This window comes from Photobacterium kagoshimensis, from assembly GCF_050337045.1.
GTDB classification, from domain to species: Bacteria; Pseudomonadota; Gammaproteobacteria; order Enterobacterales; family Vibrionaceae; genus Photobacterium; species Photobacterium kagoshimensis.
The window spans coordinates 219,765-232,293 of the sequence record NZ_JAKJSO010000013.1; the positions used below are offsets into that span (position 1 = coordinate 219,765).

The following is a 12,529-nucleotide window of genomic DNA, read 5'->3' on the forward strand; positions in this document are numbered from 1 at the left end:
ACGCCTTACACATCCAGCTCCTCTTCATTGAATTCAACGAAAAAGACCAGTTGATATCACTGGCTAGAACAGAATTTAATAACAGAAAAAACTATTTTGCCTGATTATTTTCTGCAAGGTATTTATTTCAATCCATTTTATCGTGTAATTTATCGAAATATCGTCATTATTGTCAGGAAAGTAAAATGCAGAACATCGGGATGTCCTCCAAGCTCAACAATGTATGTTATGACATTCGTGGGCCCGTTCTTAAGCATGCCAAACGCATGGAAGAAGAAGGGCAGAAAATTCTTAAACTCAACATTGGGAATCCCGCCCCATTTGGCTTTGACGCCCCTGATGAAATTCTAGTCGATGTGATCCGTAACCTACCGACATCACAAGGTTATTGCGACTCAAAAGGCATTTACCCTGCCCGTAAAGCGGTAGTGCAACACTACCAAAAACGTGGCCTACTCGATTTAGATGTCGAGGATGTTTACATTGGTAATGGTGTGTCTGAGTTGATTGTAATGGCGATGCAAGCCTTACTTAACTACCAAGATGAAATTTTAGTACCGTCACCTGACTACCCACTTTGGACTGCGGCGGTATCACTATCTGGCGGTACTCCTGTACATTACATCTGTGATGAACAGTCAGACTGGTATCCCGATCTCGACGACATTAAAAAGAAAATCACTCCAAACACCCGCGGGATTGTACTAATAAACCCGAACAACCCAACGGGTGCGGTTTATAGCCGAGATTTCTTATTAGAAGTGGTTGAGATCGCGCGTAAGCACAAACTGATCATTTTTGCCGACGAAATCTACGATAAAATCCTTTATGACGGCGCACAACACACTTCCATTGCCCCACTGGCTGAAGATGTTTTCTGCGTTACCTTTAACGGTTTATCAAAATCGTACCGTGTCTGTGGTTTCCGTGCGGGTTGGATGGTGCTATCAGGGCCCAAAAATATCGCGAAAGGCTATATTGAAGGCCTGGAAATGCTGGCCTCTATGCGTTTGTGTGCCAATGTCCCAATGCAGCACGCCATTCAAACAGCGCTAGGTGGCTATCAAAGTATTAACGAGCTGATCTTGCCTGGTGGCCGACTATTAGAGCAGCGTAATAAAGCCTACGAGCTCATTACTCAAATTCCAGGCGTAAGCTGCGTGAAGCCAAAAGGCGCATTGTACTTATTCCCGAAACTGGACCAAAAGAAATTCAACATTGTTGATGACCAACGTATGGCACTGGATTTCTTACAGCAAGAAAAAGTGTTGCTGGTTCATGGCACAGGTTTTAACTGGAAGAAACCGGATCACTTCCGTATTGTGACATTACCTCGAGTTGATGATCTCGAAGTCGCGATTGGCCGTTTAGAGCGCTTCCTTCACAACTACCGTCAATAGGTTAGCACCCATAGATAGTCGCCAATAAGTAACGGTTAGCCCGTTATCACAACATGGCTCTTTAAGCCTCTGCCATGCAGGGGCTTTTGTTCATTTGAAGCCGCCACAAACTCACATTTTTCTGTTACCTTTAATAGACAGAAATCAGCATGACATGCTGAGCTTACGCTATTCATAACCTTATAAGCAGTCGATCATGAAACGTAGTCATTTCTTTGCTCACCTAGCACGTATGAAGCTCATCCAACGCTGGCCTTTAATGCGTTGTGTCTCTAACGAAAACATTTCAGAACATAGCCTCCAAGTTGCTTTTGTTGCTCACGCATTGGCCCTAATCAAAAACAAAAAATTTGGTGGTGAACTCAACCCAGAACGCATTGCGCTATTAGGAATGTTCCACGATTGCAGCGAAGTGATCACGGGGGATATGCCGACACCAATCAAGTACTTCAACCCAGCCATTGCTGAAGAATATAAAAAGATCGAGCTGGCAGCAGAGCAGAAACTTTTGTCGATGTTACCCGAAGAATTTCATGATGATTACGCGCCTTTAGTCGACAGTGAGCAAATCAATCAAGAAGATTACGCCATTGTGAAACAAGCGGATTCATTGTGCGCCTATCTAAAATGTTTAGAAGAGCTCAACGTCGGTAACCATGAATTTGCCAAGGCGAAAGCGAATATCGAGCACAACCTACAAAAACGGTCGACGCCTGAAATGGAATATTTCTTAGCGACCTTTGTTGATAGTTTTAATTTAACGCTGGATGAAATCAGTTAATGGAAGACTTTACTCTCACCGACAGCTGGCAAGATCGTAAAAGCAACGAGCAGAAAACACGCCGAAATGATCACCGTTCGGTTTATCAGCGTGACCGCGCCCGTATTCTTCACTCCGCCGCTTTCCGTCGCCTTCAAGCCAAAACGCAAGTCCATGGTGCTGGGCATCATGATTTTTACCGCACACGCCTTACTCACTCACTTGAGGCATCACAGATCGGAACTGGCATTGTCGCCCAGTTTAAAATCAATCAACCTGAGTTTCGTTCGCTCTTGCCATCGACCAGCTTGATGGAAAGCTTATGCTTAGCCCACGATATTGGTCACCCCCCTTACGGGCATGGTGGTGAAGTCGCGCTAAACTACATGATGCGAAACCACGGCGGCTTTGAAGGCAATGCACAAACCTTTCGTATTGTGGCCTTATTAGAACCTTATACTGAACATTTCGGTATGAATCTGTGTCGCCGTACACTGCTTGGTTTATTGAAATATCCCGCATTTATCGATCAAACTCATGCCGCTATCACGCCACCTGATGTAATCAACTATCGCCACTTAAAAGCCAAAGACTGGCACCCTGCCAAAGGAGTGTACCGCGATGACCAAGTCACTTTTGATTGGGTACTAAATACATTAAGTGCTAACGATCGGGCGCTATTTAGCACCATGCGTGATGAAAAAGCAGATAATCATGCTCATCAAAAGACACGCTTTAAGTCCCTAGATTGCTCTATCATGGAGCTTGCTGATGATATCGCTTACGGTGTTCATGATTTAGAAGATGCGATTGTGATGGGGATTGTCACCCGAGAACAATGGCAAGAAGTCGCCGCAAGCCAACTGGCTGAGTGTGGTGAGCCTTGGCTAGAAGAGCGGATCAGCACCTTAAGTGAACAACTGTTTGATTCGCACCATAAACGCAAAGATGCGATTGGCGCAATGGTGAACGCCCTGCTGACTTCTATTCATATTGCGCCCAGTATTCAAGACGGTTTAAATAGCTTTGACGAGCCGCTACTTCAATGGAATGCCTTTTTATCAGAACCCATGGAACGAGTACTCGATATTCTCAAGCATTTTGTGAGCGAGTACGTCGTGAAAAAGCCTGAAATTCAGTTGCTAGAATACAAAGGGCAACAGTTGGTGATGGAGCTCTTTGATGCCTTTGCTTCTGATCCTGAACGTTTACTGCCAGAAAACACTCGAACGCGTTGGCAACACGCTGTTGATAACGGTGACAATGAAATGCGGATCATCGCAGATTATATCTCAGGCATGACAGATGGCTTTGCGCAGCGCTTATACAGCACACTCTTTCACCCCACTACGGCAATGAGTGTGGGTAGCGAAGGGCATGGCTTCTAAGAGATATTAAAGACTAAGAGATATTAAAGGCGATAAGCTTCTACCTGGGGCTTATCGATTCAAAGGCGAGAGATACTCGCCTTTACACATCAAGACGACTTATTTTAAATAATTCCGCTCAAATACACCTGCTGGCATTTGCTGAATTTGAAATTCAATCATCTGGTTAAAGGTCTCTAACAATGGCGTAAAGTCGGTTTCATTCCCTTCTAGCGCGGTTAACGCGAGATAACCGGCCTCAACAGTTGAGACCCCTTCCTCTTTCGGTGATTTGCGAATACGGTAGTTACCACAGCTCACGTTGTCTAAATTGACCGTGGGAAGAGCGTGTAAGTTGGTTGAAAGCTGCCACATTTTATAGGCCTTCTTCCACGTGCCATCAAGCAAGATCAATGTCAGGGGCTTATTACCAGTCTGCTGCTGAGCCAACCTAGTTACAGCAGTTGACTCCTCACTTGGGTACACCAGCCAGACTTCACGAGTAGGATCCGCAAGCAGAGTATTGAGTACTTCATGCTCGCTAAAGTCTTCACCAACTAATAGCACACTATTTGTCAGCGACAGCGACAAAATCCGTGCCGTACCAATTGCACGATTAACTTCAGAGGGGTGTTGTAAAATACACAATTGCGTTTTAGCATCAATAGCTTGTATCCATTGGCAAATACACGCTTTTTTTGCTTTTCCACATTGTTCGCAATATCGACTCATGAGGTTGCCTTGTCTACTCGTCATTACTTAGTGTTCGCGGTACTTTTAGGGATCATCGCCCAATTGCCGCAGCTTCAACCGCTATTGGTTTGGGACCGAAATCTAATTCTCAACGGCGAAGTGTGGCGCATACTAACAGGAAACCTCACCCATACCAATTGGGCGCACCTGATAATGAATGCGTTTGCTTTCATCATCATCACCTTTATTTTTAGAAAACACATAACCATTAAGCCATACACCCAACTCATCGCAACAATCTCATTCATTATCGGTCTAGGTATTTTTGCAACCAGTATGGGATGGTACGCAGGCTTCTCTGGCGTATTACATGGTCTATTTGGTTGGGGAGCGATACAAGATATTAAATCGAAAACCAAAGGGGGATGGTTATTACTACTTGGCCTGGTGACTAAAATTGGTTGGGAGCAAATCTTCGGAGGCTCAATAAGTTCTGAGGCACTTATTGGTGCACGTGTTGCGACAGAAGCACACCTGATTGGCGCTATCGCAGGCATTCTGTTGGGTTTTATCCCCTTGTTCGCTAAACAGCAAAAAGATAACCACTGAATAATAGGAATACAAATTCAATTTTCAATAGGAGTACAACTTATTCTCCTGTTCGTATTTCACCTATTTTTACAAGGCCGCTTATTGTAACGCTGGTAAATCACCCAGTGTTAAAGCTCTATGCGGTCACGATTTTTCTCGACCGTCGCCAAACCAATCCCTTTTACCTTCGATAAATCATCCGCCGTTTGGAAGTCGCCATGTTGCTTACGGTACAGAATAATATTCTCGGCTTTTTCAGGCCCGATCCCCACGAGTAACTTATCAAGTTCTTCAGCATTCGCATCATTGATATTGATGGTAATTTCAATGCCTTCATGACTATCATTCGCGCTCACAGGTGAAGCGCCCAGTACTGCCCCACATAACAATGCACTGACCAATAAATGTTTCATTCTTTCTCCAGTTTTATATTGTGTTCGAATTTATATCGTAATGAACACAAACTCTGGGAAAAGAAATAATCCAATTCTTTAGCTAAAAAAACAACGGGCCGCACAATGGCGGCCCGCTAAGCAATCAATTAATTGCAATTAGTTTGTAGCTGTGTCCAAAGCTGGGTAAGCCACTTCAGATGTATCACGCAGCACTTTAAGTGTTGCCATAACATCTTGCTGAGCAAACATTTGCTCTAGTTGCTTCGCCATTTGGCTATCCGTCGCAATCGCTTCAACGTCATTTTCAACAACGCTATCAAGCGCGACGATAACAACATTGCCAGATGCATCACGCGTCATGCCATATACAGCTTTACCATCAACTGGTTTAGCCAAGGTAAAGACAACCTGTGCAATAGTCGGTTCACCACCATTACGGGCGATAGTGTGTGATTCACCAAAGCTTAAACCTTCAGTCGCTAGCATGTCAGTGTTACCATCACGCAAGGCCGCAATCACTTCATCTGCTTTTTGCTGTGCTTGTTGCTCACCTTTTTGAGCAGCTAGCTTACCTTTAACAGACTCAGCAACCTCTTCAAACGGTAATACTGATTCAGGGCGAGATTCTTCTACACGCACAACGATCACATGCTCTGGTGCAAGTTCAATCACATCAGAGTTCATACCATCTTCTAGCACTTCAGGGCTTAGTAATGCACGGAATACAGCAGGGTTTTTCAAGATTTCAGGCGCGTCAGCTTCTGAAATAAAGTCTGTTGTATGTACATCAGCACTCACAGCAGCTGCAGCATCTTCTAATGAATCAGGCATTTCATATGCCGTTTTCGCTAGTGTTTCTTGCATTTCATAGAAGACTTCCGCCGCTTGTTGATCACGAAGGTCAGCAACAATGCTGTCTTTCACATCAGCTAAAGGCTTCACGACTGATGGTTTAACCGCATCTAATTTAATGATGTGGAAGCCAAATGCCGATTGCACAACACCAGAGATATCACCCGCTTTCGCTAATGCAAAAGCCGCTTTATCAAACTCAGGATCCATCACACCCGCTTCCATCCAGTCTAGCTTGCCGCCATCTTTCGCACTGAATGTATCGTCTGAATCCGTCGCAACAAGCGCGGCGAAATCAGCACCATCGTTTAGCTTAGCAAGTACCGCATCTGCTTTCGCTTTTGCTTCGTCGCTATCGCCTTGAATAAGGATATGGCTAACTTGGCGCTGCTCGGCACTGCTGTATTTCGCTTGATGGTCATTATAGTAAGCTTCTACCTCGTCATCTGAAATAACGATGGTGTCTTTCAGGCCTTTACCAGAAAGCTCGATGTAAGCCACTTTAACTTGTTCAGGACGCATAAACTGCTGTGGATTTTGATTGTAGTAGGCTTGAATTTCTTCATCTGTGATTTCCGCTTTTTGCGTAAAATCAGCCAAAGAAAGTGTTAGCGTACGTACTTCACGCTGCTGAACTTCAAGTTTACGTAATGCAATCAGTTCATTGCTTAGTGCGAAATCGCTGCCTTGAATTGCAGTTAAGAACTGTTGACGAAGCATGTCGCCACGCATGTACTCAGCAAATTGATCAGGTGTGAAGTTAGAACGACGCAACAACATGTTGTATGTATCGTTATCAAACTTACCGTCACGTTGGAATTCAGGCATGGTTACAATTGCTTGACGAACTTGCTCATCGCTAATGCGTAAACCTAACGCATGAGCGCGCTGTTCAATCAGTACATCGTTAACCATACGGTCAAGCACACTGCGACGGAACTGTTTTTTGTACTCTGGATCGCCTAATAGCGTTACAAAGTAATCACCCAGTTGCGACTGCATGCGGTTACGTTCGTTTTGGTAGGCTTGTTCAAATTGGCGTTGACCAATTTCTTGATCACCTACTTTTGCAGCTGCTTGTTCACTGCCGCCTGCAAGGTAGCTACCTACACCTGCGAAGACAAAAGAGAAAATGATCAGGCTAAGAATAATCTTAACCCAAATGCTGCTAGCGCCTTCGCGCAATCGCTCCATCATAACTTGCCGTATCTCCTAGTTGTTCGAGCTGGCAGGGTTGTGTTAGCTACTTCAAGGATGAAATTAAAGCTAACAATGACACCGGTATAAAATGTAAAAAAGCGCATCTCGATGATGCGCCCTTTCTGTCGGTTATTTCACCAAGTTAGACTTAGTCAATGCGTAATGCAAATAACCTAAGGGCAAAGCCCTCTTAGTTTACAGAATCTTTTAAAGCTTTACCTGGTTTAAAACCTGGAACTTTAGCTGCTGCGATTTGGATCTCAGCACCCGTTTGAGGGTTACGGCCCGTACGAGCAGCACGCTCACGTACAGAGAAGGTACCGAAACCTACAAGAGCAACTTGATCACCATCTTTCAGTGTGTCAGAAACAGCATCGATAAATGCATCAAGTGCACGACCTGCTGATGCTTTAGAAATATCTGCGCCTTCGGCAATCTTATCAACTAACTGAGTTTTGTTCACGATTTCATCCCCTCTATGAACATTGTCCGTAATATCCACAATGGCACGGACAATCAAATTAACTTGGACCTAATTATACCAGCACTATCAACCGATGGAGTGTGTAAGCCTTGATTTTGTTAGGCTTACAGCAAAATTAGACCTATCTTATAGCCAGTGGAAAAAACGCTGACAAGCCTTTTCGTGCCTGACTGCGCCTTTTCTTCACTTAACTTTGCTGCATGTCACTGTTTTGAGTTTCAACCAGCTCAATACCTGATGGGTTGTTTTGCAGTGCAATTGTTAGCACTTCGTCAATCCACTGTACTGGGCAGACTTTAAGATCAGCAATCACGTTGTCTGGGATCTCTTCCAAATCACGCTCATTCTCTTTCGGGATCAGTACTGTCTTAATGCCACCACGGTGCGCAGCCAGTAGCTTCTCTTTCAAGCCACCAATCGGTAATACTTCACCGCGTAGGGTAATTTCACCTGTCATTGCCACATCGGCACGTACAGGGTTACCCGTTAAGCTAGACACCAATGCCGTACACATTGCGATACCGGCACTTGGACCATCTTTTGGTGTTGCACCTTCAGGTACGTGAACGTGAATATCACGTTTTTCGTAAAAATCAGGGTTAACACCAAGACGTTCTGCACGGCTACGAACAACGGTCATTGCCGCTTGAATTGACTCTTGCATGACATCACCAAGCGAACCTGTGTAGGTGAGCTTGCCTTTGCCTGGCATAGATTCAGTTTCAATCGTAAGCAGATCACCACCCACTTCTGTCCACGCAAGACCCGTTACTTGGCCTATGCTGTTGCTTTCGTCGGCTTTACCGTAATCGAAGCGTTGAACACCAAGATAATCTTTCAGGTTATCGATGGTGATAGACACTTGTTTGATATCTTTGTTCAACAAAATTTCTTTCACTGCTTTACGGCACAGTTTAGAAATTTCACGCTCTAGGCTACGAACACCGGCTTCACGCGTGTAGTAACGAATAATGCCTGTTAGTGCAGAATCATCCACATCAATTTCAGCAGGTTTCAAACCGTTACGCTGAATTTGCTTACCTAATAGGTGACGCTTGGCAATATTGAGTTTTTCATCTTCGGTATAACCCGATAGACGAATCACTTCCATACGGTCAAGCAATGGTCCTGGGATATTCATGGAGTTCGACGTTGCCACAAACATTACGTCTGACAAGTCGTAATCCACTTCAAGGTAGTGATCGTTAAACGCACTGTTTTGTTCTGGGTCTAACACTTCAAGTAATGCTGATGATGGGTCACCACGCATATCCGAAGACATTTTGTCGATTTCATCCAATAGGAACAGTGGGTTTTTCACTTCCACTTTTGCCATTTTCTGAATCAGCTTGCCCGGCATAGAGCCGATATAGGTACGGCGATGACCACGGATTTCCGCTTCATCACGCACGCCGCCCAACGCCATACGGGTATATTTACGCCCCGTTGCAGCCGCAATAGACTGACCAAGCGATGTTTTACCGACACCAGGAGGACCAACCAAACATAAAATTGGACCTTTTAGCTTGTTAACACGGCTTTGTACTGCGAGGTACTCAAGAATGCGCTCTTTAACGCGCTCTAAACCGTAATGGTCGGCGTTAAGGACTTCTTCAGCCTTGGCCAAGTTCTTCTTCACTTTAGAGCGCTTGTACCAAGGTACACTCAGCATCCAGTCAATGTAGCCACGTACAACCGTTGCTTCGGCTGACATAGGCGACATCATTTTTAGCTTCTGAAGTTCTTGCTCTGTTTTTTCTTTTGCTTCCGCAGGCATTTTCGATTCTTCGATTTTAAGCTTCAAAGATTCGAACTCATCTGGCGCATCATCAAGCTCACCCAGTTCTTTCTGGATCGCTTTCATTTGCTCGTTGAGGTAATACTCACGTTGGCTTTTTTCCATCTGCTTCTTCACGCGACCGCGAATGCGTTTTTCAACTTGAAGCAAATCGATTTCAGATTCCATCATTGCCATCAAGAACTCTAAACGCTCTACGATATCAATGATCTCAAGTACTTTTTGCTTATCGGCTAACTTCAGCGGCATGTGCGCGGCAATCGTATCAGCAAGGCGTGCAGCCTCATCGATGCCATTAAGCGACGTCAGTACTTCAGGTGGGATCTTTTTATTCAGCTTGATAAAACCTTCAAACTGACTGATAGCCGTGCGTACCAGCACTTCCTGCTCGCGCTCATCCATTTCTGGCGTTACCAGGAACTCAGCTTGGGCAGTAAAGAAATCGTCGTCAGTGAGATTTTCAACTTTTGCGCGTTGCTGACCTTCGACAAGTACTTTCACCGTACCGTCAGGCAGTTTCAGCAACTGGAGAATCGTTGCGACAGTACCAACATCGTACATGTCTTCGATAGAAGGCTCGTCCGTGGCCGCTTCTTTCTGAGCCACCAACAGAATTTGTTTGTTGTTATCCATAGCCGATTCAAGGCAACGAATAGATTTTTCCCGGCCCACAAACAATGGAATAACCATATGAGGGTAAACCACTACATCACGTAATGGCAGAACGGGGATATCAAGGCGTTCAGAACGCTCCAGGTTCATATTTTTCTCTCTTCCGTTCAGTTGTATACCTGAGTATATGGGGGTAAACCCTCAAGATTCAACGACAGAAACGAGAGAAAATAAAAAAGGAGGCCTTAGCCTCCTTTTTTTGGTCATTATGGACGGTAATTAAGCAATTACTCAGCACCAGCTGCTTGATTTTCATTATTTTCGTAAATCAGTAGCGGCTCAGATTCGCCTTTAATTACTGATTCATCGATCACAACTTTACTCACACCTTCCGCAGAAGGAAGCTCGTACATAGTATCAAGCAATACAGCTTCTACGATTGAACGTAGACCACGAGCACCTGTTTTACGCTCCATCGCTTTACGAGCGATAGCTACTAGCGCGTCGTCACGGAACTCAAGCTCAACATTTTCAAGCTCTAGTAGCGCGGCATACTGCTTAGTAAGGGCGTTTTTAGGTTCACGTAAGATCTGTACTAGTGCATCTTCATCTAGCTCGCTAAGGATAGCAGCTACAGGTAGACGACCAATAAACTCAGGGATCAAACCGTATTTCACCAGATCTTCTGGTTCTACTTTCTCGAACAAGTCACTCAGTGTACGTGAATCTTCTTTAGAGCGAACTTCCGCACCAAAGCCAATCCCCGTACCTGTTGCAACACGCTGCTCAACGACTTTATCAAGCCCAGCAAACGCACCACCACAGATGAATAAAATTTTCGATGTGTCCACTTGCAGGAATTCCTGCTGTGGGTGCTTACGACCACCTTGCGGTGGAACAGAAGCAACAGTACCTTCGATCAGTTTCAACAATGCTTGCTGAACACCTTCACCCGATACATCACGCGTGATCGATGGATTGTCTGACTTACGAGAAATCTTATCGATTTCATCGATGTAAACAATGCCTCGTTCCGCTTTTGCTACGTCGTAATCACACTTTTGCAGTAGCTTCTGGATGATGTTTTCTACATCTTCACCAACGTAACCCGCTTCAGTCAGCGTGGTTGCATCAGCCATTGTAAAAGGTACATCCAGCATACGCGCAAGCGTTTCAGCCAGTAATGTTTTACCACTACCTGTAGGACCGATTAACAAGATATTACTCTTGCCTAGTTCTACACCTTCGCTGGTTGTATCACCATTACGTAAACGTTTGTAATGGTTATATACAGCTACAGCTAGGACTTTTTTCGCATGATTTTGACCGATTACATAATCGTCAAGATTGGTGCGAATCTCTTGCGGTGTTGGAAGCTCATTGCCATCGCGTTTTGGCATTACTTCTTTAATTTCTTCGCGAATGATGTCGTTACAAAGATCGACACACTCATCGCAAATATAAACAGAAGGGCCAGCAATCAGCTTACGAACTTCATGTTGGCTTTTGCCGCAGAAAGAGCAATAAAGCAGTTTCCCACTACCATTCTCTTTTCGCTTATCTGTCATCCGCTAACCTCTTTTCGGGTTTAACCCCATCATTGCCTTGTTTTGAGTGTATAACAACTCTGGTTATTTTGCTCCGTGCCTACGGTGAGTAAGCCCGAACAATTTAACGCAAATTAGTCACGTTTATTCAAAACAGCGTCAACCAAGCCATATTCAACTGCTTGATCTGCAGACATAAAGTTATCACGATCAGTATCGCGCTCAACCACTTCAAGCGGCTGACCAGTATGTTCTGCTAACAAGTTATTCAGTTTTTGCTTGATGGTTAGAATTTCTTGAGCATGAATCTGAATATCAGAAGCTTGTCCTTGGAATCCACCCAATGGCTGGTGAATCATCACGCGAGAATTAGGTAATACAAAACGCTTACCTTTCGCGCCACCAGCAAGTAAGAATGCACCCATAGAACATGCTTGGCCCATACATACTGTACTTACATTTGGTTTAATAAACTGCATGGTGTCGTAAATAGACATACCTGCAGTTACGCTACCGCCTGGAGAGTTAATGTACAGGAAGATGTCTTTGTCTGGGTTTTCAGACTCAAGAAATAGCAACTGTGCAACTACTAAGTTTGCCATATGATCTTCAACCTGACCGGTTAAGAAAATCACACGCTCTTTTAATAGTCGGGAATAAATGTCGTAGGAACGTTCACCACGAGAAGTCTGCTCGACCACCATAGGAACCAGCGCATCCATAATTGGCGACATGGCGTTTTTTTCTTGGTAGCTCATAACGTTATTTCCCTAAAATAAATGGCCCGAATGAAATGACTCACACGGACCATTGTTAGCAGAAGATTCGAA

11 protein-coding genes are annotated in these 12,529 nt (G+C 44.5%); 4 read left to right on the plus strand and 7 right to left on the minus strand.

Going from position 1 to position 12,529, the window contains the following annotated elements; translation table 11 throughout:
* Positions 1–185 precede the first annotated feature (185 nt).
* The 3 genes from L4C35_RS11875 to L4C35_RS11885 all read left to right on the plus strand — a co-directional run bounded on the left by L4C35_RS11875 (position 186) and on the right by L4C35_RS11885 (position 3,548).
* On the plus strand, positions 186–1,400 hold the full coding sequence (locus L4C35_RS11875; RefSeq protein ID WP_428463057.1) for a pyridoxal phosphate-dependent aminotransferase: 1,215 nt from the start codon (positions 186–188) through the stop codon (positions 1,398–1,400).
* Positions 1,401–1,596: 196 nt separating this feature from the next.
* On the plus strand, positions 1,597–2,181 hold the full coding sequence (gene yfbR / locus L4C35_RS11880; RefSeq protein WP_048899110.1) for a 5'-deoxynucleotidase: 585 nt from the start codon (positions 1,597–1,599) through the stop codon (positions 2,179–2,181).
* A complete protein-coding gene (locus L4C35_RS11885) occupies positions 2,181–3,548 on the plus strand; it encodes an anti-phage deoxyguanosine triphosphatase (protein WP_428463058.1) in 1,368 nt (455 codons plus the stop codon). The genes yfbR and L4C35_RS11885 overlap by 1 nt, the downstream gene beginning before the upstream one ends.
* 99 nt (positions 3,549–3,647) lie before the next feature.
* On the opposite strand, the gene L4C35_RS11890 is transcribed toward L4C35_RS11885, so the two are convergent.
* Complete coding sequence (locus L4C35_RS11890) at positions 3,648–4,259, minus strand: tRNA-uridine aminocarboxypropyltransferase (protein ID WP_428463059.1); 612 nt, start codon at positions 4,257–4,259, stop codon at positions 3,648–3,650.
* A gap of 9 nt (positions 4,260–4,268) precedes the next feature.
* Here L4C35_RS11890 and rrtA point away from each other — a divergent pair, with 9 nt between their 5' ends.
* Positions 4,269–4,829 carry a rhombosortase gene (gene rrtA / locus L4C35_RS11895; protein ID WP_428463060.1) on the plus strand — a complete coding sequence of 187 codons (561 nt, stop codon included), beginning with the start codon at positions 4,269–4,271 and terminating at the stop codon, positions 4,827–4,829.
* 110 nt (positions 4,830–4,939) lie between these two features.
* Here rrtA and L4C35_RS11900 read toward each other — a convergent pair whose 3' ends face one another.
* The 6 genes from L4C35_RS11900 to clpP all read right to left on the minus strand — a co-directional run bounded on the left by L4C35_RS11900 (position 4,940) and on the right by clpP (position 12,457).
* The gene (locus tag L4C35_RS11900) at positions 4,940–5,224 is read right to left on the minus strand and encodes a ComEA family DNA-binding protein (RefSeq protein WP_428463061.1); all 285 of its coding nucleotides are present in this window, start codon (positions 5,222–5,224) and stop codon (positions 4,940–4,942) included.
* Between the two features lie 138 nt (positions 5,225–5,362).
* Positions 5,363–7,255, minus strand: coding sequence for a peptidylprolyl isomerase (gene ppiD, locus L4C35_RS11905; RefSeq protein WP_428463062.1), 1,893 nt, complete (start codon positions 7,253–7,255; stop codon positions 5,363–5,365).
* Between the two features lie 193 nt (positions 7,256–7,448).
* Positions 7,449–7,721: a nucleoid-associated protein HU-beta gene (gene hupB / locus L4C35_RS11910; protein ID WP_048899106.1), complete on the minus strand. Its 273-nt coding sequence runs from the start codon at positions 7,719–7,721 to the stop codon at positions 7,449–7,451.
* 208 nt (positions 7,722–7,929) lie between these two features.
* Positions 7,930–10,302 (minus strand): endopeptidase La, encoded by a 2,373-nt coding sequence (gene lon, locus L4C35_RS11915; protein WP_428463063.1) that lies wholly within the window; start codon positions 10,300–10,302, stop codon positions 7,930–7,932.
* 137 nt (positions 10,303–10,439) lie between these two features.
* Positions 10,440–11,720: an ATP-dependent protease ATP-binding subunit ClpX gene (gene clpX / locus L4C35_RS11920; protein ID WP_048899104.1), complete on the minus strand. Its 1,281-nt coding sequence runs from the start codon at positions 11,718–11,720 to the stop codon at positions 10,440–10,442.
* A gap of 113 nt (positions 11,721–11,833) precedes the next feature.
* Positions 11,834–12,457 carry an ATP-dependent Clp endopeptidase proteolytic subunit ClpP gene (clpP, locus tag L4C35_RS11925; protein WP_048899103.1) on the minus strand — a complete coding sequence of 208 codons (624 nt, stop codon included), beginning with the start codon at positions 12,455–12,457 and terminating at the stop codon, positions 11,834–11,836.
* Positions 12,458–12,529: the final 72 nt, after the last annotated feature.

What these genes read in the sequence shown, in the direction of transcription:
- L4C35_RS11875 (WP_428463057.1), top strand. Translation starts at nt 186, where the DNA reads ATGCAGAACATCGGGATGTCCTCCAAGCTCAACAATGTATGTTATGAC.
- yfbR (WP_048899110.1), top strand. Translation starts at nt 1,597, where the DNA reads ATGAAACGTAGTCATTTCTTTGCTCACCTAGCACGTATGAAGCTCATC.
- L4C35_RS11885 (WP_428463058.1), top strand. Translation starts at nt 2,181, where the DNA reads ATGGAAGACTTTACTCTCACCGACAGCTGGCAAGATCGTAAAAGCAAC.
- L4C35_RS11890 (WP_428463059.1), bottom strand. Translation starts at nt 4,259, where the DNA reads ATGAGTCGATATTGCGAACAATGTGGAAAAGCAAAAAAAGCGTGTATT.
- L4C35_RS11900 (WP_428463061.1), bottom strand. Translation starts at nt 5,224, where the DNA reads ATGAAACATTTATTGGTCAGTGCATTGTTATGTGGGGCAGTACTGGGC.
- ppiD (WP_428463062.1), bottom strand. Translation starts at nt 7,255, where the DNA reads ATGATGGAGCGATTGCGCGAAGGCGCTAGCAGCATTTGGGTTAAGATT.
- lon (WP_428463063.1), bottom strand. Translation starts at nt 10,302, where the DNA reads ATGAACCTGGAGCGTTCTGAACGCCTTGATATCCCCGTTCTGCCATTA.
- clpX (WP_048899104.1), bottom strand. Translation starts at nt 11,720, where the DNA reads ATGACAGATAAGCGAAAAGAGAATGGTAGTGGGAAACTGCTTTATTGC.
- clpP (WP_048899103.1), bottom strand. Translation starts at nt 12,457, where the DNA reads ATGAGCTACCAAGAAAAAAACGCCATGTCGCCAATTATGGATGCGCTG.